The organism is Streptomyces sp. NPDC006516 (assembly GCF_040611875.1).
GTDB lineage: Bacteria > Actinomycetota > Actinomycetes > Streptomycetales > Streptomycetaceae > Streptomyces.
The window spans coordinates 127825-150004 of record NZ_JBEXPD010000014.1 but is presented as its reverse complement, the minus strand read 5'-3'; the positions used below and the strand labels follow the sequence as shown (position 1 = coordinate 150004).

Here is a 22180-nt window from a genome sequence, read left to right as displayed (position 1 = left end):
GTCAGTGCTTGAGGATCTTGGACAGGAAGTCCTTGGCGCGGTCACTCTCCGGGGCGGTGAAGAAGTCCTCGGGGGTGCGGTCCTCGACGACTCGGCCGTCGGACATGAAGACGACGCGGTTGGCGGCGGACCGGGCGAAGCCCATCTCGTGGGTGACGACCACCATCGTCATGCCCTCGCGTGCGAGCTGCTGCATGACCTCCAGCACCTCGTTGATCATCTCCGGGTCGAGCGCGGAGGTCGGCTCGTCGAACAGCAGCGCCTTGGGATCCATGGCGAGGGCGCGCGCGATCGCGACGCGCTGTTGCTGCCCCCCTGAGAGCTGCGCGGGGAACTTGTCCGCCTGCGAGGCGAGCCCGACCCTCTCCAGCAGTTCCCTGGAGCGCCGGTCCGCCTCCTCCTTCTTGCGCTTGCGGACCTTCAGCTGGGCGAGCGAGACGTTCGCCAGCACGGTCATGTGGGCGAAGAGGTTGAACGACTGGAAGACCATGCCCACTTCGGCGCGCAGCTGGGCAAGTCCCTTCCCCTCCTCGGGGAGCGGCTTCCCGTCGATGGCGATGCGGCCCGACTCGATGGTCTCGAGTCTGTTGATGGTCCGGCAGAGCGTCGACTTGCCAGATCCGGAGGGGCCGATGACCACGACCACCTCCCCGCGGCCGACGGTGAGATTGATGTTCTGCAGTACGTGCAACTTCCCGAAGTGCTTGTTGACGTCCCGCAGCTCGATCAACGGATCGACGGCCATACGTTGCCCTACCCACTTATCGCTTGTGTCGAGGTCAGCGCAAACTATCCAGGGAGGACACACGGGCAGGGGCCGACACGCACCAACAGCGCATAAGGCTGTTTATCGCGTTTTGGCCTCGGGGCCACTCTCCGCTGATTCCGCGTACATCTCGGAGAGCTCCGGGCTCCCGGACATCGCCCAGTCCAGACCTGCGGCGACGACGTCGATCTCGCGCCCCGAGGCCAGCCGGACCACGGGCTGTCCGCCCGCCAGGATGTCCCAGGCGGCGCCCGGGACCGTACGCACGAGTACGGTGCCGAGGTAGAGCCCCGCGTCGTTGCCCACCCAGGGCAACTCCTCCGGATCGTCGCGCCAGACCGGCGGCAACTGGTCGAGCGCGGACAACGAGGCCGGGGTGTCGTCGAGTTCGAGCCCGCCCTGGGCCGCGCGCGCACGGAGCAGCTCGCATTCCGCGAACAGCTCGGTCACGCCGTCGGGATCGGTCTCGACGGCGGCGGCGAGTGACACCGCGCGCGTACCGCCTTGACGCTTACGCCAGTTGTCCAGGAAAGGGATGTTCATACCACCCAGGATCCCACTCCGCGCGCCTTCCGCACCGCAGGCCACGCGACTCTTCGGGGACCCTGGCCGGGGAGAACGGGACCTCGCTGTCTAGTGTGTGGGGATGACCTCGCAGAACTACCTCTCCGAACTCTTCTCGCTTGAAGGCCGCGTCGCCGTGGTCACGGGCGGCAGCTCCGGCATCGGCCGGGCCATCACGGGAGCACTGGCGAAGGCGGGCGCGAGCGTCGTGGTGGTGGCCCGCAGGGAGGCGGAGCTGACCCGGACGGTCGGTGAACTCACCGCCGACGGCCTGCGGGCGGCCTGGGTGAGCGCCGACCTCGCGACCGGTGAGGGTGTGCGCACGGCCGGCGAGCAGGCGGCGGAGGCGTTCGGCGAGCCCGACATCCTGGTCAACTGCGCGGGCATCAACCTGCGGCCTCCGATGAGCGAGCTCGACGAGGACGTGTGGGACACCACGATGACGGTGAACCTGAAGGCGCCCTATCTGCTGGGCCGCCGGTTCGGACCCGGTATGGCCGAGCGCGGCTTCGGCCGGATCATCCACATCACCTCGCAGCAGGCGCACCGCGCCTTCGTGCAGAGCGGGGCGTACGGCGTCTCCAAGGGAGCGCTGGAATCGCTGGCCCGCTCCCAGGCCGAGGCATGGTCACCGTACGGCGTCACCTGCAACACCCTGGTCCCCGGCTTCGTGATGACGCCGCTGAACACGCGGCTCTCGTCGGACCCGGAGCGGGTGGCGGCGCTGGCGGCCCGCACGATGGTGGGGCGCAACGGGCTGGCCGAGGACTTCGAGGGCGCCGCGGTGTTCCTGGCCAGTGCCGCTTCGGCATATGTGACAGGCCAGTCGATCTTCGTCGACGGCGGGTTCTCCGTGCACTGAACGCGCGATGCCGCCCCGGGAGGGAGCGGCATCGGTCGGTCCGTGAGCGCCCGAGATCGAAGGCGGCGACGGAGACAAGATGCTGGGCCGCTGCACCACGGTCCGGCCGGAGCCGGGCCGCCAGGATTCGAACCTGGGTCCTCTTTTTTGCAGAAAGAAGTATCCGTCGCCTGCGCACCGGGCGCTCGGCGGCAACTCTAGCTGCCGGCGCCCGGGGACGGCTCCTCGATTTCGGCGGCCACGGAGGCGACGACGGCGGCCGAGGCCGCTTCCTTGTCGACGCCCAGTCCGGACAGGACACCGCTGCCGCCCTCGAACTCCAGGAGGGCCAGCAGCACATGGCCCGATCCGACCATTTCGTGGCCGAGGCGCAGCGCTTCCCGGAAGGTCAGCTCCAGGACCTTGCGAGCCCCCGCGTCGAAGGGGATCAGCGCGGGCAACTCGTCCGCCGGGGCAGGCAGGGCGAGGGTCGCCGCTTCGCGGACCGCGTCCGGGGACACACCCTGGTCGGCCATCGCCCGGACGGCGAGGCAGTCCGGCACGGCCAGGAGGCCCAGGACGAGATGCTCGGGGCGGATCTCGTCGTTGCCCGACGCGTGGGCGGCGTTGCTCGCGCCCACGACGGCGTTCCTGGCCTGCTCGTCGAACCGGCTGAAGCCCTGGCTCATGTCCAGGTCCGAGGCCTCGTCGGGCTTCTTGGGCACGAACCTCTTCTGGGCGGCCTGCCGGGTGACCCCCATGCTTCTGCCGATGTCCGTCCATGACGCGCCGGAGCGGCGTGCCTGGTCCACGAAGTGACCGATGAGGTGGTCGGCGAGTTCGCCGAGGTGATCGGCCGCCACCACGGCACCGGTCAGCTGTTCCAGGGCATCGGTATGGGTCTTCTTGATGCCCGCGATCAGGTCGTCGAGGCGGATGGGTGGGCTGGGCTGCAACGGATTCGCCATGGGGCAACCCTAGGTTGACACCCCTGGTGCGTCAACCCGAAGTTGACACCTGGCAGGCGTCGCCCGCTGACCCCCACCACGCCTGCGCCGTCAGACGTCGAGGTCCACCACCACCGGGGCGTGGTCCGACGCACCCTTGCCCTTGCGCTCCTCGCGGTCGACGTAACTGTCCTTGACCGCTGCCACGAAGGGGGCGTTCCCGTAGACCAGGTCGATGCGCATGCCCTTGTTCTTCGGGAAGGAGAGCTGGCGGTAGTCCCAGTAGGTGTACGGGTGGTCGTACTTGAGAGGACGCGGCACCACGTCCGACAGCCCTTCCTCACGCAGCGCGGCCAGCGCGGCGCGCTCTGCGGGGGTCACGTGCGTGGCACCCTCGAAGACCGCCGGGTCCCAGACGTCCTCGTCCGTGGGCGCGATGTTGAAGTCACCGAGGATCGCGAACGGCAGCGAGCCCGCGGCGTCCGGCGCGACGGCCTTCTGCAGGGCCTCCAGCCAGCGCAGCTTGTAGGCGTAGTGATCGTGCGCGATCTCGCGGCCGTTGGGGACGTAGACCGACCAGACGCGGACGGGCCCGCAGGTCGCCGAGACCGCCCTCGGCTCCTGCACGTCCTCGTATCCAGGGCCCTCGGGCAGGCCCGTCACGACGTCCGCGAGACCGACACGGGAGAGCAGTGCCACGCCGTTCCACCGGCCCGTGGCGTTGACCGCGGACTCGTAGCCCAGCTCGCGCAGCGCTTCGGCCGGGAACTGCTCGAGCGTGCATTTGGTCTCCTGGAGGCACAGCACGTCCGTGCCGCTGCTCTCCAGCCAGGCCAGCAGCCTCGGGAGCCGGGCGGTGATCGAATTGACGTTCCAGGTGGCGATGCGCATGCAGTAAACCTAACCGCTCCCACTGACAGCCGGGTCAGAGACGGGTCGCGTCGCCCGGGGTGAGGCGGCCGTGGTCCGTCCCGCCGAGTGCGCCGATCTGCTTGTCGTAGATGGGGCGGGCGAGGTCAGTGAGCAGGGCGTCGTGGATGTCGATGGCCCGGCGCGGCTTCACCTCGCGTACGTAGTCGATGACCTCCGCGATCTTGTTCCAGGGCGCCATGACCGGCAGCATCAGCGTGTCCACCGGGTGATCGGGCACCGTCAGGGCGTCACCGGGGTGGAAGACGGAACCGTCCACGAGGAAGCCGATGTTGGTGATTCTCGGAATGTCCGGGTGGATCACCGCGTGCAGTTCGCCGTGCACCTGGACCTCGAACCCGGCGGCGGTGAACGTGTCGCCGTGGCCGACCGTGTGCACGCGCCCCGGGAACGCGGCGGACAGCTGCTCCGCCACACTGCGCAGGGTCCACAGCTGCGCGGCCGGGTTGGACTCCAGACCGGCGCGCAGCCGCTCCTCGTCGAAGTGGTCCGGGTGCTCGTGCGTCACCAGGAAGGCATCGGCACCGGCGGTGGCGTCCGCCTCGGAGAATCCACCGGGATCGATGACGAGCGACTGCCCGCCGCGCTCCAGGCGGACGCAGGAGTGGGTCTTCTTGGTCAGCGTGAGAGACGAAGCGTTCATGCCACCATCCTGCTACGCGGGCGGGGTGGTTTCCTCCTCGATCACGGACTGCGCGATCTCGAAGGCCGCGCCCGCCGCCGGGATGCCGCAGTAGACGGCCGTCTGCAGCAGCACCTCCTTGATCTCGACGGGAGTGAGTCCGTTGCGCAGGGCCGCCCTGACGTGCTGGCCGAGACCTCCCAGGTGCCCGGAGGCGACGACGGCCGTCAGGGTCACGCAACTGCGTGACCTGCGGTCGAGGCCCTCACGGGTCCAGATCTCACCCCAGGCGTAGCGGGTGAGGAGCTCCTGGAAGTCCTCGCTGAAACCGTCGGACGCCGCCGTCTCGGCGTCCACGTGAGCATCGCCCATCACTTCGCGCCGGACCTTCATCCCCCGGTCGTACAGGTCGCTGCGTCCCGCCGCCGCGGAGGCCTCGGGCACCTCGACCGCGGCGGTGATCTCGGCCACGGGCACGACCGGGCCGAACGGCGCGGCGAAACCGGGGGACGGCGGCACCGGGATCGACGCCTGGGTGTCCTGCCACGACGTCGAGAAGTGCATGAGCAGCAGGTCGGTGACGGCGGCCGGCTGCTCCACCGGGGCCAGGTGACTGGCTCCCGGCACGAGGGCGAGCCGGGCGTCGGGGATGCCCGCGACCAGCGTCCGGGCCTCGGCGGGGCCGGTGACCTTGTCCTCGGCGCCGACCAGGACGAGGGTCGGCACGCCGATGCGGGAGAGTTCCGCACGGATGTCGAACGCGGCCAGGGCCTCGCAGGAGGCGATGTAACAGCCGGGGTCGGTGGTGCGGACCATCTGGACGGCCCACTCCACGATCGCGGGCTGCGCGGCGGCGAAGCCGGGGGTGAACCAGCGCTCCGGGGAGGTCCGCGCGATCGGCTCCAGGCCGTTGCTGCGGACGATAACCCCGCGCTGACGGAACTCGTCGGCACTGCCGAAGCGCGGCGAGGCGGCGACGAGCGCCAGAGCGGCGACCCGGTGCGGATGGCGCAGGGCGAGATCGGCACCGACGGCTCCGCCTATGGCGCAGCCCGCGTAACCGAAGCGCTGGACGCCGACACTGTCGAGCGTGGCGAGGAGCCGGTCCGCGAGGTCGGTGACCGCGGCGGCGGGATGGGCGGGGGCCCCTCCGTGTCCCGGCAGGTCGTAGCGGAAGATCCGCCAGTGCTTGGAGAGCTCGGGTATCTGGCGGTCCCACATGTGCCAGGTGGTCCCCAGGGACGGCCCGATCACCAGGACCGGGGCGTCTTCTGGCCCGTCAAAGCGGTATTGCAGGGTGTTCGGTGGTGTCTCGGTCACCCGGAAAACCCTCTCATCTGTCACGAGATGTCACATCGCCGGGGTGAACCTAGCCAGTCTCGGCTCTCTCACGATGCCAGCTCCGGTGCTGGGACCTGCAAGAGACCATGTATGGCTCTCCCGGCATGCCCTCGTGCCGGGGCCATCCTGGCGTGCCCTTCCCAAGTGGCTCGGGTTGCGCGCCTTCCCCACGTAGAACGCTTGACCGTAGCCGGATGAGCCCTCCCGGACTCCTGCCGTCCACAACCGACAGCCGGACTCCGAATCCGCCTCAACCTTGCTGGCCATTCGGCTCGACGAGTCGCTCGACAGGTGAACCGCGTGGCTCACGTTCGCCCCTCGTCCGCAGCCTCGTACATGCCGCCCCACGAAGCCCACTCACACCGGTCCGAAGCCATGATCCACCTTGCGATGATCAACCTCATGACCCGCAGACTCACCGCCGAGTCCACCCCGACATGGCGCAACGCATGAACTGTGCACACCACAGCAATTCGGGATGAAACAACGGGACGAAACACCCTCGCAGGTTCACCTCCCGCTCGCGCGGAGACCCCCCACGTCCGGCTCGGCACGCAGCGTCCCGACATCCGCGAGGCAGTCCCGCCCAGCCCGACCGCGAGGTGCTGCGCCTGAACGTCGCACGCCTCTACGGACGGCCAGCCACCGCGTACGAGCACGTGGAGCAGTGGCTCCGCTCGCGCTACTGCACGATCGTCTGGCACCGCACCCGTGCGTCGGGCACGCTCGTCCACCTGGTCGCCGCCGACTCGATGCCGTGCCCGGCCGGCGTCGCGCTCTACCGGACGGGCCCGGGACGCGTCGCGCGCCCGGGCCCGGACCGTATCGGTGCAGGTCAGCGGACCTGGACGGATGCGACCAGAGTGTTCAGGTCCGGCCAGAGCTTCTTGTTCGTCTCCGGTAGTACGACCCACAGCACCGAGGGGCGGACCCGCCCGGTGTCGACCACGAGGACCGCGTTCATGTCCATCGTGGACGGCACCCCGCGTTTGTGGAAGTGGATCTCGCTGACCAGCAGCCAGGCGTCATGTCCGTCGACCTTCAGCGGCTGCGAGGCGACGTCAACCAGGATCGCCTGGTCGCGGGGGTACTCGTAGCGCCGCCGCTCGTCCATCACCGCGCCCGCCACGCCCCGCAGCTCCCCGGTGCCGCCGGCCGCGGCCATGATGTCCTCGTCGACCTGCGTGGACTTCACGAGTGCGCGCTGGCGCCCCTCCTGCTTGCGGGTGAAGCCATCGAAGACCGGATCCAGCGTCTTGCTCCGGTCCCACGTGCCGCCCAGCTCCGCGTACTCCAGGGAGGAGTCCGTGACGGTGCCGATGACCGGCGAGCCCTCGCCCGGGTAGTCCGGCACCTTGACGGTCCCGGCGAGCCGCCGCTCCCCGGGCAGCGGGGAGGCGCCGGGGGTGAGAGTGGGCACGGGGATGCCCCGCTGCGGGGCGTCCGCGGTGCTGCCCGCGCAGGTGGCGGACGAGGAGTCCGGTGTGCTGTGCGCCTGCTGGACCACCTTGCCGCCGACCAGCACGGTGCACGTGAGAGTGCCCCCTTCCTGGTCCTCGCGGCTGCTGACGTCCAGATAGAAGTCGGCGCCCGCCGCCAGCTCGACGGTCTTGCGGTACGGCAGGATGACGACCCCGTGGGGCTCGTGGTTGCCGTTCGCCTCCCCGACGGTGAGGTTCACCGAGGGGTGGTCGCCCGTCGCGATGTAGGTGACCTCGACCCGCCGGGATTCCTTGTCCGGGGATGCCCCGCCGTCGCTCGGGTCGCCGACGGCCAGGGTCAGGCCCACCGCGCCGAGCGTGACCACCTCGAAGAGGATCACCAGGGCGCCGACCAGGTAGAACCCGCCCGGGATCCGGTCGAAGGTCTTCTTGCCGCGGCCGGAGTGGAACTCGCGTCTCGGCTGGGATGTCTGCGTCATGTCGTCCTCCCCCTCACGCCCGGCCGCTGCCGCCGGACCGGCGGTCGGCCGGCTCGTCGGCGAACCGCGTGACCAGCAGCCCCGCCTCCCGCGCCTCGTCCAGCATCCGGTGCAGGTCCTGGAGCCGGGACCGGTCGGCGAGCCCCTCGATCTCGGCGACGGCCAGCTCGTCCCGCACCGTGTTCACCACCAGCTCGTGCATGTCCTCCCCGAGTTGCTCCAGCTCTCGTACGGCCTCCCACTCGCGGTACGCCGCGTCCGCCGCGCGGGTGTTCTCGGCGTACCGCTCCAGTGCCTCCACCCGCTCCTCCAGCGCGCTCGACGACAGCCGCAGCGCCTGCCGCTGAGTCCGCAGCATCTCCTCCACCCGCGAGCCGGAGGCGTCCCCGGCAGCGGTGCGCACCTTCCGCGCCAGCCGGGTCAGCTCGGCCAGGCGCTGGGCGATCTCGTACTGTTGGGCCGGCAGCGTCACGTCGTTGGCGATGTCGTCCAGCAGCCCGTCCCGGTCGACCTGCGACTGGAGTACCGCCGTCACGGCGGCCTGGGCGCGCTCCATCCGGCGCAGCGGCGAGTGGCCCAGCAGCTCGCGCAGGGAGTCGTCGCCGAAGTCCTCGGCCAGGTAGTACCGGCCGTGGCGCAGCCGGGCCACCCGCTGCCGCTCGTCGGTCCCGCAGCCGAGGAGAACGATCAGCAGCCAGGCCAGCAGGTGCACGCCCACGACGGTCAGGATGAACGCCTCGAACCCGAACTGGACCCCGACCCAGATCAGCCCCGCCTGCGCCGCGAGCCCGACGGCCAGGCCGGGCCACACGCCGATCAGCGCCCACAGGATCGTCACCGGCAGTAGCGCGCACACCGCGGAGACCGCCAGGGCCGTCCAGATCTCCGCCCTGGTACGGCCGCCCAGCCCTGGCTCCTCGGGCAGCGGCAGCGTGGCTGGGAAGAGTCCGTCGGCGGACTTCTCCAGCAGCGCGCGCTCCGAGTCCTCGAGGGCCGGATCCACCACCGGCCGTAGCGCAATGTCCTGCGCCATTGAGCAACACCCCCCACAGGTTGGGGGAGATCGTGACACACGCCGGAGGGGCTGCCCACGCCACCCCTGTTCCCGGCCGCCGACTGAGACGGCGCGAAAGGCGCCCCTGTCCGGTAGCCGAGGCCCCCAGTCCTGCGCCCGGTGACCCCTGTCCGGGCGCCGGCAATTGCCACTTCACACGCTTCTGTGCATTCCGTTGCATGTAACTGGCGCGTGCACCACGCTAGCCTCTCCGACGGGTGGGCAGGTAAGCGAGAAATGCCTCTGACCAGCAAGAACGAAGATTGTCGAGGTCCTTGGGACTGCCACCGCCGGAGGCACTTCTCAGGTGAATCGGGTCCTACCCACGCGTCCGCGTCGAGGTACAGCGCCGCACCGTAGTTGCCGGAGCGCTCTACTCCCGCACGCCGAACAGCACCCCACCGACCGGCCCACTCGGCAAGTTGCCGATAGCCACCCGCGGTGGTCGGAAAGCGCTCGACAGCCATAACCTGTCCCGTCATCGAGATCACAGCCGCGACGTGCACATCGCGATGCGTGTCGACCCCGAGAATCACCTCATCCGCGTTCACAGCAAGGTCCACGACTCGGTAAGCACCGACGACTCGTTTGTCCATCCCTCTTCAGAGGCCAGCCAACAACCACCGCCGGCCCGGAGAAGCGGTCACCAAGTGACACGGTGCAGAAACGCTCGCATCCCAGTGCCCCAGACACGCTCTCCCGGCCCGGCGTCTGATCCCACTCCCGCCCCGCGCCGACACAGGATGGTTGAGACACGTCGGTCAGAGATGTCATGAGCCAGTCCGCGGCACTGTGGCAGTGGTCGTTGGCAGGCTTCCCGACACCACCCGACCTCACACAGATGCAGTCTGCCGACCTGAAGATCATGGAAGCGCCCCAGCCGCTGCGCGCCGCAGAGTCCCCCTCAGCGCATTTCAACGCGCCCCGCGCGAACTACGGCCAACGACTCCGCAGAACCGGGGCCTGGTCGCGCTCGCTACAGGTCCAGCCAGCACAAATCTCGTGATCATCAATGACACCCGGCGCGGCAGCCCACCAAGCCCGTCCGAGGCGAGAGAGTGGAGGCACGCTGTGCCGCCCCGCTGCGGCGCAGCCATCTGCGGTCCCCGAAGCAGTGTCGTGACACCACTTCCTCGGGCTACCGCGGCGGCTACCGAGCTCGTGCCGGGTTAGCCATCATTCTCGGCTTTGGGGCGAGGCCGACGAAGCATGACCATCAGAAACGCTGCGACCAGCAGCACCGCCCCCGCCCCGGCACCCAGTGCGCCAGCCAGTTCAACGGTGGTCCACAGGCTGTTCCCCACGCGGCGGCAAGTCGGTTCGCACTCCCATGACATGGCCCCGTCGCGCTGCGAACTGGCGATACCGGCCAAACCGAGCGCGAGAAGCAGGATGCCGCACCAAACCATCCAACGTGCGGCTAGCAGGTACCGGCGTGAGTGAGTATCGACCATGCGACCACGGTCCCAGCCGCCCATCAGGCGGGCAATGGTGTGGGGCTGCGAGCTTCAGGCCAGAATAAGTCAGGTCGCCGCCAGTTGCCGGACGATGGCCCGCCCTGCCTCCTCCTGGTCCCCCTCGGTGATCGGCCACACGCTTTCCCAATGGGCCGGGTTCCGACGGCGTATACGAGGGCGAGGAGCGGGACGTCGCCGTCAAACGGCGTCAAAGTGCAGTCATGCGGTGCAGCGCGGGTCGTAGGTGACGCCGACGGGCAGGTAGTTGTCGGCGGTGGAAGACTCTGGTCTCAGCGTTTCCCACCATTTCCGGGAAGGCAGAGGTCAACGGACCGGCAACCGCGGCGCCAACACCCAGACCGACAACCGATTGATCCGAACGAACCTCCGTAGCCCATTCACGCCTGCCCACCGCCAAACGAGTGAAGCTCGCCCTCTTTCAGAAGGCAACGCCGCCCCGTGCCCTAAAATGCGACTGCGGTCTGACCACCGCTCCCCGTAGAGGATTCGGCCCTGAATTCCTCCACGCTCGGGTGAACCGGTCCTCCGACGAACTTCCGCGTATCCCATCGGATCTCATCCGTACGTCCTGGGCCGAGACGTACCGGAGAACCATGAGCGCACTTCACCAAGACATGTCCTTGCTCCGACGCCTTTACACGGCTCAGAGCGTCCAGCAGGCCCGCTGGCGGTCGGTCGCCTGCGGGACGGCGCATCACCGATTCCAGAGGCCGCCTCGTCAGCCCGACGCTGCCTTGAAGGCTCGCGTGCTTCTCGCTCTCCTGGAGTTCCGGAACGTCTGCACGCGCTTCCCCTTGGGGGTCGCGTCGGCCGACCGCACGGCTGAGGCGAGAGCTCATGCGAGGCGGCAGAGCTCAGGAGTGAGGACAAGACGTCGCGGGATCGCCGGACCGAGGTCCGGGGAGGAGGACCTTGTTCGCAAGAGTTGATGTCGCCCGTTCGACCACCATCCCGTCGGTCCGTCGCTCCACAGTCACGATCCTCCCGCTCAGCGCCCCCGCAGATCGCGTCGAACCTTGCACCAGCCCTGCCCTCGGACCCTCCGGATCAAGCTGTGCTTGACCGGCAACCTGGCAATCCACATGACAGAAGCCGATACGTTCCGCGAGTTGCCGTACGCGCTCGGTCACCCTCACCATGGAGGTCTCGTCCGGATGCCAGTCCGTCTGGTCGGCCGCGGACAGAAGGGTTCGGCATATGGCCAGGTACTTCGAGAACGAATCCAGCGAACTCGTCCCCGATGCACTGTCCGGCTTCGCCCGCGCACACGCGGACCTCGTGGCTTACGACCCCCGTGACGGGTTCCTTACCGCCCGGCACGCCTCACCGGCCCGCCGGGTGGGGCTCTTGTCGGGCGGCGGCTCGGGGCACGAACCCCTGCACGTCGGATACGTCGGCACGGGCATGCTCGACGGCGCCTGCCCCGGGAGGGTCTTCGCCTCTCCGCACAACCGGCAGATATTCCGGGCGTCTCTCGCCGTGGCGGGGCCGGAGGGCGTGCTGCACATCGTCAAGAACTACACCGGCGACCGGATCAATTTCGGTATCGCGGCCGAACGGCTCGCCGACGCGGGCATCAACTGCGCACGGGTCCTCATCGACGACGACCTGGCCTCCGACTCCGTGGAGATTGCCGCAGGGCGCCGTGGCACGGGTGCCACGATGCTGGTCGAGAAGGTGCTGGGCGGCGCCGCGGACACCGGGATGGGCCTCGAAGGTCTGGTGGAACTCGGCTCGTCCCTCGCGGGCCGGTGCCGGACGCTCGCCGCCGCCTCCGCCGCCCATCACTCACCGACCACCGGTGAACCGGCGTTCGGGCTTCTGCCCGGGGAACTGGAGTACGGCGTCGGGATCCACGGCGAGCGGGCCGACCGAACCAGAACACAGCGCAGCATGGGTCAGCTGGTGGAGGAGATGGCCGGCGCCTTGTTGGATGCTCTGCGCCCCGGGCCCGACGATCCGGTCGTAGCCCTGGTCAACGGTCTGGGGTCGGTCACCTCGCTCGAGTTGTACGGCATCTTCGGTGAACTGGGCCGGGTCCTCGACGCCCGGCATGTGCGGCTCGCCCGGCAGCTCGTCGGCGACTACGTGACCGCGCTCGACATGCGGGGCTTCTCCCTGACCCTCATGGTCGCCGACCGCGACACGCTGGGCTTCTACGATGCGCCGGTCCACACCCCGGCGTTGCGCTGGTAGGCAGCCCGCAGGCTGTCGCTCAGGCGGCCCGTGACAGGAGCAGGAGGACAACCCATGACGACTGCCGCTTTCGACGGGAAACAGACTCGTGAATGGATGCGTCGCTTCGCCGACTCGGTGTACGCCACCGAGGCCGAGCTGACCGTGCTCGACCAGCGGGCGGGGGACGGCGACTTCGGGACCAACCTCGCGACCGGGGTCTGGGCCGCCGGGCTACGGCTCGACCGTACGGACGAGTCGGCCGGCCCCGCAGAGGTCTTCAGCGCCATGGGCACCGCCTTCCTCGATGAGATCGGGGGGACCAGCGGCCCCCTGTTCGGTCTGCTTTTTCAGGCACTGAGCAGGGCAGCCGCGGACTCCGGTCCGCATCTGACAACGGCCGCGCTCGCCGAGGGCACCGCCCGGGGCCTCGCTGCCATCCGCCGTGTGGGCGATGCGTCTCCCGGCGACAAGACGCTGATCGACGCGCTGGATCCGGCCGCGGCCGCACTGCGGGCGACAATGACCGCGCCCCCTGCGACCGCCCTGGTCACGGCGTCGGACGGCGCCTGGCGGGGCGTACGGGACACCGCGTCCCTGACGGCGCGCATGGGCAGGGCCAGCTATCTCGGTGAACGGGCGACGGGCGTACCCGATCCCGGAGCGGTGGGCGTCGCCCTGCTCTTCGCCTCCGCGGCCGGCGTCGTGCCCGCCCTGGGGTCTCATCTGCGCCCCACCGGCTGACCGTACCCGCTCCGAGTGGCGCCGGGACGCTCTACTCCCCGATTCGGCTGCGGGCCCAGCCCACCAGCTCTCGGTCGGCGAGGCTCTCGATCCACAGATCGGCCTGCTCCGCCTCGGGACCCGGCGGGCAAGGCCCGAGGCCGATGACGCGGAGTCCCGCCCGGCGGGCGGATTCCATGCCCGTGAGCGAGTCCTCCACGGCCAGAGCCTTCTCAGGTGGTACGCCGCACAGACGGACGGCCACGCTGTAGACATCGGGCTCCGGCTTCGGCCGTACTCCCTCGCCGGCGACGACGACGTGGCTGAAGGAGGCAAGGAGTCCGGCCCGTTCGAGGCAGGCTTCCACTGTTTCCCGAGGACAGTTGCTCGCCACCGCGAGGGGGAGGTGCCGAGCGGCCAGCCGGACCAGCGCGGCAGCTCCCGGCATGGTGACGGGATCCTCGTCGACCAGCGCCGTGAAGGTGGTAAGGAGTGTGGCCGCCAGGTCCTCCGCGAGATCCGGCTTCCCGGTCTCCTCGGCCATGAGCGCTCCGCATTCGGTGTAGTGCACGCCTTTGGCACGGTCGGCGAAACCGGCAGGGGGCTTGAGGCCGAAGACACCGAAGGTGACGTTCCTGGCCTCCTGCCAATGTCGTTCCGTGTCCATCAGGGTCCCGTCGCAATCGAAGACGATGGCTGACGGGGACCAGGCAAGAATATTACGAGCTGTCATGCAACTGCCCTTCTCGAAGACTGCGCCGACCGTTTCGGTTCACGGGTGCACGGTGCACGGGTGGCAGACAGATACCGGGGTGCGGATGAGGAACGTGCGGCAGTGAGAGAGCCGCACAGACCGGCACGCGCCGCGGCGACCGCGGGCACTTTGGTGAGCGCGTCATGGCGGACGTGAATCGTCGCTTTCGGTGTGAGCCGAAAACATCGTAGCCGTTACGTTATTTCGCTCTCTCTGCGTTCCGCAATCACCAATTCGAGTGCATGGAAATATCCCCGGCCGCCAGCTGCCGGGGCGCAGGAACAGGGCAGAGATAGATGGCGCCGCACCGAGGTGCTGTCAACGGGCCTGGTGAGAGGCTCTTCCGGCGGCCCGCCATGTCGGGCGGAGCGTAGCCGGAGACTCGCGCGAAACGTTTCCCCTGACCGGGCGGCAGATTGCGTGAACATGCGCTCACCCACGACCGAAGAATAATAAGATCTTCGCGCGATGCGACTGCGCCCCCTTGAAAAGGGGTGGCAGTCTCTCGCCACAGCGATAGAACATTCGAGCGAAGGTGGAACGTACATGCAGGACAGGGCCCGAGAAACCCGCAAAGCATTGCTGGAATCAGCCGCACATCTATTTTTTGAACGGGGATATGCGGGCACGAGCATCAATGACATAAGCGATCACTCCGGAAAAACCAGCGGCGCGATCTACTTCCATTACTCGAGCAAGGAGAAGCTGGCGCTGGCGGTGGCCCGGGAGCAGTTCGCCACCTGGCCGCAGCTCGCTTCCCCTTACGCCGCGCCCGGAATCCCCCCGCTGGAGAAGCTGGTCGTCCTCAGCCTCAGTGTCGCGCGCTCTCTCAGCGAGGACGTCGTGGCGCGCGCCGGAGCCCGGTTGTGGGCGGAGCGCCGGGGCATCGAGGCGGCCGTGCCGACACCATTCGGTGCCTGGACCCAGGCTGTCACCCGGCTTCTCGCCCAGGCCCGCACCCGGGGTGAGCTCGCGGCCGGCGTGAAGCCGTCGGCCGCGGCTGTGACGCTCGTGTGCGCGTTCTTCGGGCTCTGCACGCTGACCGACGACCTGCCGGGCGGGCGGACCCGGGGTGAGCAGCTCGACCTGTGGTGGCTGCTGACGCTCAAGTCCATACAGGCGAAACCAGACCCGGCCGGTCTGCTCGCCCGTGCCCGGGCACGGATCCCCGTACAGCCGTAGGAAGGTTCGTGTGCCAGAACCATCAACTGGTGGTGGACGGGGCACACGCCCTCAAAACCAGCTCTCGGTGATCGCGCCCCGTATGGATATCGGGGGCCCACAGCTGGGCCGGTTCGAGGTCTCGCGACGGCATGTGGTGATCAACCGGTAGATCTCGCGGGCGACGTACCGCTTCAAACAGCGGATGATCTCGCGCCGGGTCTTGCCCTCAGCCACACGTCACTCGCAGTACGCCTGGGTACGCGGGTCCCAGCGCAACCTGGACAGCACAATGCGGTGGAGAGCCGCATTCGCCTGCCGGTGACCGCCGCGGTTGAGCCGGCGGTGCTGTCGGCTGCCCGAGGAGTATTCAACCGGGCGTGCCCCGCACAGCGCCGCGAATGACGCCTCGCCCCGCATGCGTTCGCTGTTGTCGCCCAGGGCCGTCAACGGCGCCGCCGGCCTACGGGCCGGCGGTGCCGTCCTGTTCTTGCCGGGCGCGTTGCGGCCGTCCCGCCACCGCTTGGCCCGGGTGCCCGGCTCGGAGGTCGGGTCCGACCTCGCTGACCGCGAGGTCCTTCGCCACGTCGCGCCAGAAGGGCGGTACGCCGACGAAGGTGACGGCTTCGACGAGGTCGGTGCCGATGTATGACAGGTCTCAGGCCGTGAGAGCGGCGGGTGGGCCGTGGTGCTCATGGCGAACCGGTTGATTTCGGTGGCGGGTTCGGGGTGGGCCGCGCTCCGGCGCTTTCCGTGGAGAGGCAACCGTGCGGCTGGCCCTGGGTCAGAGGCCGACGACGGTCGCCGAGACGGGACCTGAGCGGCTGGTAAGGCCTCCAGGCGAATTGCAGGCCAGGAGCGCCGCGTTCGCGTACACGGTGGCGATGACCACGGTGCTGCCGGTGTAGAGGCCGCCGGTCACGGTGCCGGTAAGGGTCAGGACGGTGGTTCCCTGCACGCCGGGGCTGATGGACGTGGTGTAGGTGTAGGTGCTGGCTGCGGAGTAGAGCGGGTCCAGGGGGCTGGTCCAGTTGATGGTGGAGGTGCCCGAGGACGGGTTCTGCAGCACGGTGCAGTTCAGGGTTCCTGTTCCGCCTCCCTGGATGACCCCGTGCAGCAACAAGGGAACACCGGAGGCAACATTCGCGCAGTCCAGTGTGATTGTCCCATCGACGGTCACACTCTGCGGCACCGTGGTGAGCCCTGGTGTGTACGTCGTCGCATTGTTACCCGTGCACGTGGCGAGGTTCAGCGCCGCGTGAGCCGGAGTGGTGCCCGAGGGCGCCAGGAGAACGACACACGCGAGCAGGGCCGTTACCACTAAGCGGTGCGGCCAGCGGCGAAGCCCTAGGTACGAGACGGGTACGGGTGATCTCGGCATGAGCGTTCCTCTCGGATGTGCGCGGTGACAGCACAGGGGGAGAGCCGGAAAGAGAGCCCTCTGCGCCATATGGTGCTCGTGGGCAGGGCCGACCACCATGCCCCGTTCGGAGGGGCGCACTCCGCCCGCGGTGAGGGGCGCACGTTCTCTCTAGTAGCAGTCAAGCAAGCCTGTCCGTCCTCGGGATCTTCCTCGGGCAGTCGGCCGGCCGTTGGCATAGTGCCGGCACCTGACCCTGCGCACCCTCACAACCCGCGCGCACGAACCCCCGCCGGAGCACGCCGATGGGGGTTCGCGCATGTCACGCCCAAATCACATCGGCGTCACAGACCAAGCGGACCCCGCAGACTGGAAGGCGCCTGACCTGGGCTTATAGGACTGTCCTGGACCAGCCGGACGCCCTGAGACGGTTTCTACGACATGCCAGGTGGTCCCCGGGGACCACGGCTGCCCGGCTACGGGATGGGGGGTCGGGGCAGCTGTCGGATCACCTCGCCCTGCAGGGGCTCTAGTGGGCCGTCCGCGGGTGCATGGCGGACTGGGGGGCGGTCTCGCTCACTTCACTCACTTGCTCCAGGGTGATGAGCGGCCCGTCCGCTCCCCGTCAGGGGGTCGCCGCGGAGACCGCGTAGACGACCGGAGCCGCCGGATCGGTCATGTTGACGGTGATGTTCTGGGTCGGGCGCGGATCCTTGTTCTTGTGCACCGTGCCCGCCCAGTCGACGCCGGGTCCGAAGTACCATCCGGTGATCTTGATGTCCCGGTCACTGATGGTGACCTTGCCGGTCTCCAGTGCGGCGCGCCCGGTGCCCATACCGCTCAGGAAGCGGTCCAGCCCGGCGGAGGTCGTACGGAACTTCACGTACATCCGGCTGGCTTTCCAGTTGTTCGTCTCGTAGTACTGGACCCCGGTCGCGTTGCCCGGGATGGGCAGTTCGAAGATCCGGCGCTGCATCCCGGAGGGCCAGTCCTCCCGCAGCCCCTGGGCGGCCGCTTCGGCCTCCTTGTCCTTGCCGGAGCGCCTGCTCTGCCCGGCGGAGATGACGAGGTAGCCGGCCGGGATCCCGATGAGCAGCACGATGATGGTCAGCGTGATCAGACGCCTGCGGATCACCTTGCGCCGGTCCTGCGGAGGCGTCCCGTCTCCGTCACCGGACGCACCGGTGGAGCCCGGACCGGAAGGGCCGGACGGCTCCGGAGAGCCGGACGGGGGCTGTCGCGGCACGATGTGGTGCTCGGCTGCGGTCATGTCGGTGGTCCCTCGATGCTGCGGTGCGGAGTGCGGGTGGCCGGGTGCCGCGTGCGCGGCCGCGGGTCAGTCGTCGGTGCGGGTACTGCGCGTGTTACGGATGGTGCTCGCCGCCTGGTCGTAGAACTGGGCGTACCGCTCGTAACGCTCGACCCGGCGCCGGTTGGTGCGCCGGAACCTCCGGGCGACCAGACGTGCCAGGTCGGCGGCGCCGACCATGCCTGCCTCCGGTCCGAGCTGCGCCTTCGCGATGCGGGCCTCGGGGCGGTAGCCGCGGCCCGTGAGGTGGCGCTTGAACGCGTCCCTGGCCGGACCGATCAGCAGGTCGTCGGCCGCGCTGACACCGCCGCCGATGACGAAGCAGGAGGGGTCCAGGGCGGCGGCGAGGTTGGCGATGCCGACCCCGAGCCACTGGCCGATGTCCTGGAGGAGCTCGACGCACATCGCGTCGCCCTCGCGGGCCAGCTCCGTGATCAGCGGACCGGTGATGTCGGGGATGTTGCCCTTGACGCGCTCGATGATGCCGTGGGCCACCGGGGAGTCCGCGGCGGCCAGCTCCCGGGCCTCGCGCACCAGCGCGTTGCCCGAGCTGTACTGCTCCCAGCAGCCGCGGTTGCCGCACGGGCAGCGGTGCCCGCCGGGCACTACCTGCATGTGCCCGAACTCCCCCGCCACGCCGTACTTGCCGCGCTTGACGTGCCCGTCCTCCAGGATCGCGCCGCCGATGCCCGTGCCCAGCGTGATCATGACCAGGTGGTCCTCGCCACGTCCGGCGCCGAAGCGCCATTCGGCCCAGGCGGCCGTGTTGGCGTCGTTGTCGACCATCACGGGCACCACGAGCCGGGAGGCGATCGCGTCGCGCAGGGGTTCGTCGCGCCAGGCGAGGTGCGGGGCGAACAGCACCTTGGAGCGGTCGGCGTCGACCCAGCCCGCCGCTCCGATGCCGACGGCGTGCACGTCGTGCCGGTCGGAGAGGTCCAGGACCAGCTCGACGATGGTGTCCTCGACGACCTTGGGGCTCTTGGACTTGTCGGGCGTCTCCGTGCGCAGGGTCTCCAGGATGTTGCCGTCGGCGTCGACGACCCCGGCCATGACCTTCGTGCCGCCGATGTCGATACCGACGGTGGGTACCCGCGGCGCCGTGAGGTGCGAGCGGCGCTCCCTCGTGCCGACGGTCCGCAGGACGGTGGCGCGGGCGGAGCCGCGGTGTGTGAAGTCGCGGTACGTGCTCATCGTCCCTGCGCAGGTCGGAGGGCCGGTCGGTGATCCGTCCGGCGGCGGACGGCGCCCGCCGTGCACGATTCTGCCATTCCCGCGCCCCCGGAACCGGTCCACCGGCCGGGGGCGCGGGGTCAGGGGCACGGCTTACGGGGTGTCGTCCCCGGCCGGACGGCCACCGAGGTGATCGGGCGCCGGGGCCCGTTCGAGCTCGTGGCTGAGCTCCTCCAGCTCGCTCCCACCGGCCATCTGACGGGTCAGTTCGTCCAGTGTGACGTCGTCCTTGGTGTGGCTCCCGGACATCGCGCCGCGCTTGAGGAGCACGAACCGGTCGCCCACGAGATAGGCGTGATGCGGGTTGTGCGTGATGAGGACCACGCCGAGCCCGGCGTCCCTGGCGGCGGCGACGTACTTGAGCACCACCCCGGACTGCTTGACGCCGAGCGCCGCGGTCGGCTCGTCCAGGACGAGGACCTTGGCCCCGAAGTACACGGCGCGCGCGATGGCCACGCACTGGCGTTCGCCGCCGGACAGGGTGCCGATGGGCTGGTCGACGTCACGCAGGTCGATGCCCATCCTGAGCAGCTCGGCACGGGTGGTCTCCCGCATCTGCCGCACGTCGAGCCGTTTGAACGGCCCCGAGCCCTTCGTCGGCTCCGAGCCGAGGAAGAAGTTGCGCCAGACCGGCATGAGCGGGACCACGGCCAGGTCCTGGTAGACGGTGGCGATGCCACGGTCCAGGGCGTCGCGCGGGTTGGCGAGGGTGGTCTCCTCGCCTTCGATCAGGAACGTCCCGGCGTCGTGCCGGTGCAGCCCGGCGATGATCTTGATGAGCGTGGACTTGCCGGCGCCGTTGTCGCCGAGGACGCAGGAGATCTCCCCCGCGTGGACCTCCAGCGAGACGTCTTCCAGGGCCTTGATGTTCCCGTAGTACTTGCTCACGCCGTCGAGCTCGACGAGCGCCGCACCGGCCGGGTCGCGGGGGGCCGGAGCCTGGGTGGCCGTCATTTCGTCGCCTCCGCGCGCTTGCGTACCCATGCGTTGAGCAGGGTGGCCAGGAGCAGCATCGCCCCGAGGAAGAACTTGAACCAGTCGGGGTTCCACTCCGCGTACACGATGCCCTTGCTGGTCATGCCGAAGATGATCGCGCCGACCGCGGCGCCGATCGCCGAGCCGTAGCCACCGGTGATCAGGCAGCCGCCGATGACGGCCGCGATGATGTAGATCAGCTCGTTGCCGACGCCCTCGCCCGACTGCACCACGTCGTACGAGAAGAGCAGGTGCTGCCCGGAGACCCAGGCGGCGAAGGCCACACCGAGGTAGAGCCCGATGCGCGTACGGATCACCGGGACGCCGACCGCGCGCGCCGCGTCGGCCTCGCCGCCGACGGCGAAGATCCAGTTGCCGAAGCGGGTGCGGATCAGGATCCAGGTGGCGATCGCGACGAGTGCCGCCCACCACAGGATGGTGACCTTCAGCTCGACCTCACCGATGGTGAGGTAGGAGGCGAAGACCTTGCGCGCCGACTCGAAGCCCTCCATGTCGCCGATGGCCTTGGTGGAGACCGTGCCGCTGATCAGCTTCGTGAGGCCGAGGTTCAGGCCGGTCAGCATCAGGAAGGTGCCGAGCGTGATGATGAAGCTGGGCAGCTTGGTGCGGGTCAGCATGAAGCCGTTGAACGCGCCGAAGCCCAGCGTCACCAGCAGCGAGACGAAGACACCGACCCAGACGTTGGCGGTCATCTGGTAGCTGAACATCGACGAGATCAGCGCGGAGCTGGTCACCATCACGCCGGCGGAGAGGTCGAACTCTCCGCCGATCATCAGCAGCGCCACCGGAGCCGCCATGATCCCGATGGTGGAGGCCGCGTAGAGGACCGTGCCCAGGCTGGATGCCTGGAGGAAGCTGTCGGCGAAGATCGCGAAGAAGAGGAAGACGGCCACGGCCCCGACGACGGAGCCGAGCTCGGGCCGGCCGAGCAGCTTGCGCAGCGGTGAGGTGCGCAGCAGGCGTTCGTCGGTGCGGGGCGCCACCGGTTGCCCGGTCGCCGTCATCGCGTACCCCGCTTCGTGTACTCGGCGAGCGCGTCGGCGTCGTCGGCGGTGATGACCTGCGGGCCGGTCAGCACGGGCAGGCCGCCACCGAGGACGTTGCGGTTGTAGCGGTAGAGCCAGAGCAGGTCGACGGCCTCGTACCCCTGGAGGTAGGGCTGCTGGTCGACGGCGAAGCCGAGCGTGTCGTTCTGCAGTCCGGTGGCGACGCTCGCGTTGAGGTCGAAGGTGTCGATCTCGGCCTTGCTGCCGGCCGTCTGCTTGGCCTTGACCGCCGCGGCGGCGAAGGGCGCGCCGAGGGTGACGACCGCGTCGATGCTCTTGTCCGAGTCGAGCTTGGCCTCGATGGACGCCTGTACGTCGGGCATGTTGGTGCCGTCGACGTAGAGGTTCTGCATGGTCCCGTCGAAGGTCTTCTTCGCACCGGCGCAGCGCTGCTCGTGGCCGACGTTGCCCTGCTCGTGCAGGACGCAGAGCACCTTCTTGCGATTCCTCGTGTTCAGCTCGTCGCCGACGGCCTCGCCCGCGATGGACTCGTCCTGGCCGATGTGGGTGAGCGCCCCGAAAGCCTTGGACTCGGCGGACCCCGAGTTCACCGTGATGACCGGGATGCCGGCCTTGACCGCCTTGGCCACGACGGCCTTCATCGAGTCGGGCTTGGCCAGCGAGACGATCAGGCCGTCGACCTTCTTGTCGATCGCGGTCTGGACGAGTTCGGCCTGCTGCTGCCCCTCGTCGTTGTGCGAGTACAGGAAGTTGATGTTGTCCTTGACGGCCGCCTGCTTGGCGCCCTTCTGGACGATGTCCCAGAAGGTGTCGCCATCACCCGAGTGGGTGACCATGGCGAACGTCCAGCGTGGCGTGCTCACCGCGGACCGGCCCTCGGCGGCCTCCTGGGCGCGTTCCTCCGCCCGCTTGCCGCCGGTGCTGCTGCATCCCGCGAGGGAGGCCGCCAGTACCGCTGCCAGCACGGCGCCCATCGCGCGTACCCCTGTCCGAACCCT

General features: G+C 69.1%; 19 protein-coding genes, 1 tRNA gene and 3 pseudogenes. 5 read left to right on the top strand and 18 right to left on the bottom strand.

What is annotated here, in order from left to right; all coding sequences use genetic code 11:
• Position 1 precedes the first annotated feature (1 nt).
• Positions 2–745, bottom strand: a complete 744-nt coding sequence (locus ABZY45_RS29690) for an amino acid ABC transporter ATP-binding protein (RefSeq protein WP_356744829.1) — start codon at positions 743–745, stop codon at positions 2–4.
• Positions 746–847: 102 nt separating this feature from the next.
• Complete coding sequence (locus ABZY45_RS29685; protein ID WP_356744827.1) at positions 848–1309, bottom strand: DUF6278 family protein; 462 nt, start codon at positions 1307–1309, stop codon at positions 848–850.
• Between the two features lie 103 nt (positions 1310–1412).
• Between ABZY45_RS29685 and ABZY45_RS29680 the strand changes: the two genes are divergently transcribed.
• On the top strand, positions 1413–2192 hold the full coding sequence (locus tag ABZY45_RS29680) for an SDR family oxidoreductase (protein ID WP_356744825.1): 780 nt from the start codon (positions 1413–1415) through the stop codon (positions 2190–2192).
• A gap of 112 nt (positions 2193–2304) precedes the next feature.
• On the opposite strand, the gene ABZY45_RS29675 is transcribed toward ABZY45_RS29680, so the two are convergent.
• From ABZY45_RS29675 to ABZY45_RS29655, 5 genes are all read right to left on the bottom strand, one after another.
• Positions 2305–2406, bottom strand: a tRNA-Ser gene (locus tag ABZY45_RS29675).
• A complete protein-coding gene (locus ABZY45_RS29670; RefSeq protein ID WP_356744823.1) occupies positions 2390–3139 on the bottom strand; it encodes a Clp protease N-terminal domain-containing protein in 750 nt (249 codons plus the stop codon). The genes ABZY45_RS29675 and ABZY45_RS29670 overlap by 17 nt, the downstream gene beginning before the upstream one ends.
• 90 nt (positions 3140–3229) lie before the next feature.
• Entirely contained in the window at positions 3230–4009 is a 780-nt protein-coding gene (locus ABZY45_RS29665) for an exodeoxyribonuclease III (RefSeq protein ID WP_356744821.1), read from the bottom strand.
• A 34-nt stretch (positions 4010–4043) separates the two neighbouring features.
• Positions 4044–4691, bottom strand: a complete 648-nt coding sequence (locus tag ABZY45_RS29660; protein ID WP_356744819.1) for an MBL fold metallo-hydrolase — start codon at positions 4689–4691, stop codon at positions 4044–4046.
• Between the two features lie 12 nt (positions 4692–4703).
• Positions 4704–5990 carry an alpha/beta fold hydrolase gene (locus ABZY45_RS29655; RefSeq protein WP_356744817.1) on the bottom strand — a complete coding sequence of 429 codons (1287 nt, stop codon included), beginning with the start codon at positions 5988–5990 and terminating at the stop codon, positions 4704–4706.
• Between the two features lie 366 nt (positions 5991–6356).
• Here ABZY45_RS29655 and ABZY45_RS29650 point away from each other — a divergent pair.
• Positions 6357–6464 (top strand): annotated as a pseudogene (locus ABZY45_RS29650) (IS5/IS1182 family transposase); the annotation flags it as partial.
• Between the two features lie 382 nt (positions 6465–6846).
• Here ABZY45_RS29650 and ABZY45_RS29645 read toward each other — a convergent pair.
• The 3 genes and pseudogenes from ABZY45_RS29645 to ABZY45_RS29635 form a co-directional block, all read right to left on the bottom strand.
• Complete coding sequence (locus tag ABZY45_RS29645) at positions 6847–7932, bottom strand: hypothetical protein (RefSeq protein ID WP_356744815.1); 1086 nt, start codon at positions 7930–7932, stop codon at positions 6847–6849.
• Between the two features lie 13 nt (positions 7933–7945).
• The gene (locus ABZY45_RS29640; RefSeq protein ID WP_356744813.1) at positions 7946–8965 is read right to left on the bottom strand and encodes a hypothetical protein; all 1020 of its coding nucleotides are present in this window, start codon (positions 8963–8965) and stop codon (positions 7946–7948) included.
• 374 nt (positions 8966–9339) lie between these two features.
• Positions 9340–9582, bottom strand: a pseudogene (locus ABZY45_RS29635) (IS110 family transposase); the annotation flags it as partial.
• 2079 nt (positions 9583–11661) lie between these two features.
• Between ABZY45_RS29635 and ABZY45_RS29630 the strand changes: the two are divergent.
• The gene (locus tag ABZY45_RS29630; protein ID WP_356744811.1) at positions 11662–12660 is read left to right on the top strand and encodes a dihydroxyacetone kinase subunit DhaK; all 999 of its coding nucleotides are present in this window, start codon (positions 11662–11664) and stop codon (positions 12658–12660) included.
• Positions 12661–12714: 54 nt separating this feature from the next.
• Positions 12715–13383 (top strand): dihydroxyacetone kinase subunit DhaL, encoded by a 669-nt coding sequence (gene dhaL, locus ABZY45_RS29625; protein WP_356744809.1) that lies wholly within the window; start codon positions 12715–12717, stop codon positions 13381–13383.
• Positions 13384–13414: 31 nt separating this feature from the next.
• Here dhaL and ABZY45_RS29620 read toward each other — a convergent pair whose 3' ends face one another.
• A complete protein-coding gene (locus tag ABZY45_RS29620) occupies positions 13415–14095 on the bottom strand; it encodes an HAD family phosphatase (protein WP_356744807.1) in 681 nt (226 codons plus the stop codon).
• A gap of 567 nt (positions 14096–14662) precedes the next feature.
• On the opposite strand from ABZY45_RS29620, the gene ABZY45_RS29615 reads away from it, so the two are divergent.
• A complete protein-coding gene (locus ABZY45_RS29615) occupies positions 14663–15298 on the top strand; it encodes a ScbR family autoregulator-binding transcription factor (protein WP_356744805.1) in 636 nt (211 codons plus the stop codon).
• A 51-nt stretch (positions 15299–15349) separates the two neighbouring features.
• Here ABZY45_RS29615 and ABZY45_RS29610 read toward each other — a convergent pair.
• The 7 genes and pseudogenes from ABZY45_RS29610 to ABZY45_RS29580 form a co-directional block, all read right to left on the bottom strand.
• Positions 15350–15715 (bottom strand): annotated as a pseudogene (locus tag ABZY45_RS29610) (transposase); the annotation flags it as partial.
• Between the two features lie 346 nt (positions 15716–16061).
• Entirely contained in the window at positions 16062–16400 is a 339-nt protein-coding gene (locus ABZY45_RS29605) for a hypothetical protein (RefSeq protein WP_356744803.1), read from the bottom strand.
• Positions 16401–17262: 862 nt separating this feature from the next.
• Positions 17263–17907, bottom strand: a complete 645-nt coding sequence (locus ABZY45_RS29600; protein ID WP_356744801.1) for a hypothetical protein — start codon at positions 17905–17907, stop codon at positions 17263–17265.
• Between the two features lie 66 nt (positions 17908–17973).
• A complete protein-coding gene (locus ABZY45_RS29595) occupies positions 17974–19140 on the bottom strand; it encodes an ROK family glucokinase (protein ID WP_356744799.1) in 1167 nt (388 codons plus the stop codon).
• A gap of 132 nt (positions 19141–19272) precedes the next feature.
• Positions 19273–20133 (bottom strand): ATP-binding cassette domain-containing protein, encoded by an 861-nt coding sequence (locus tag ABZY45_RS29590; protein WP_356744797.1) that lies wholly within the window; start codon positions 20131–20133, stop codon positions 19273–19275.
• Positions 20130–21179, bottom strand: a complete 1050-nt coding sequence (locus ABZY45_RS29585; protein ID WP_356744795.1) for an ABC transporter permease — start codon at positions 21177–21179, stop codon at positions 20130–20132. Before ABZY45_RS29585 ends, ABZY45_RS29590 begins: the two co-directional genes overlap by 4 nt.
• Complete coding sequence (locus ABZY45_RS29580; protein WP_356744903.1) at positions 21176–22156, bottom strand: substrate-binding domain-containing protein; 981 nt, start codon at positions 22154–22156, stop codon at positions 21176–21178. The genes ABZY45_RS29585 and ABZY45_RS29580 overlap by 4 nt, the downstream gene beginning before the upstream one ends.
• Positions 22157–22180: the final 24 nt, after the last annotated feature.

Excerpts from the sequence above, each read along its gene's own strand:
- ABZY45_RS29690 (WP_356744829.1), bottom strand. The coding sequence starts at position 745 with ATGGCCGTCGATCCGTTGATCGAGCTGCGGGACGTCAACAAGCACTTC.
- ABZY45_RS29685 (WP_356744827.1), bottom strand. The coding sequence starts at position 1,309 with ATGAACATCCCTTTCCTGGACAACTGGCGTAAGCGTCAAGGCGGTACG.
- ABZY45_RS29680 (WP_356744825.1), top strand. The coding sequence starts at position 1,413 with ATGACCTCGCAGAACTACCTCTCCGAACTCTTCTCGCTTGAAGGCCGC.
- ABZY45_RS29670 (WP_356744823.1), bottom strand. The coding sequence starts at position 3,139 with ATGGCGAATCCGTTGCAGCCCAGCCCACCCATCCGCCTCGACGACCTG.
- ABZY45_RS29665 (WP_356744821.1), bottom strand. The coding sequence starts at position 4,009 with ATGCGCATCGCCACCTGGAACGTCAATTCGATCACCGCCCGGCTCCCG.
- ABZY45_RS29660 (WP_356744819.1), bottom strand. The coding sequence starts at position 4,691 with ATGAACGCTTCGTCTCTCACGCTGACCAAGAAGACCCACTCCTGCGTC.
- ABZY45_RS29645 (WP_356744815.1), bottom strand. The coding sequence starts at position 7,932 with ATGACGCAGACATCCCAGCCGAGACGCGAGTTCCACTCCGGCCGCGGC.
- ABZY45_RS29640 (WP_356744813.1), bottom strand. The coding sequence starts at position 8,965 with ATGGCGCAGGACATTGCGCTACGGCCGGTGGTGGATCCGGCCCTCGAG.
- ABZY45_RS29630 (WP_356744811.1), top strand. The coding sequence starts at position 11,662 with ATGGCCAGGTACTTCGAGAACGAATCCAGCGAACTCGTCCCCGATGCA.
- dhaL (WP_356744809.1), top strand. The coding sequence starts at position 12,715 with ATGACGACTGCCGCTTTCGACGGGAAACAGACTCGTGAATGGATGCGT.
- ABZY45_RS29620 (WP_356744807.1), bottom strand. The coding sequence starts at position 14,095 with ATGACAGCTCGTAATATTCTTGCCTGGTCCCCGTCAGCCATCGTCTTC.
- ABZY45_RS29615 (WP_356744805.1), top strand. The coding sequence starts at position 14,663 with ATGCAGGACAGGGCCCGAGAAACCCGCAAAGCATTGCTGGAATCAGCC.
- ABZY45_RS29600 (WP_356744801.1), bottom strand. The coding sequence starts at position 17,907 with ATGACCGCAGCCGAGCACCACATCGTGCCGCGACAGCCCCCGTCCGGC.
- ABZY45_RS29595 (WP_356744799.1), bottom strand. The coding sequence starts at position 19,140 with ATGAGCACGTACCGCGACTTCACACACCGCGGCTCCGCCCGCGCCACC.
- ABZY45_RS29590 (WP_356744797.1), bottom strand. The coding sequence starts at position 20,133 with ATGACGGCCACCCAGGCTCCGGCCCCCCGCGACCCGGCCGGTGCGGCG.
- ABZY45_RS29585 (WP_356744795.1), bottom strand. The coding sequence starts at position 21,179 with ATGACGGCGACCGGGCAACCGGTGGCGCCCCGCACCGACGAACGCCTG.
- ABZY45_RS29580 (WP_356744903.1), bottom strand. The coding sequence starts at position 22,156 with ATGGGCGCCGTGCTGGCAGCGGTACTGGCGGCCTCCCTCGCGGGATGC.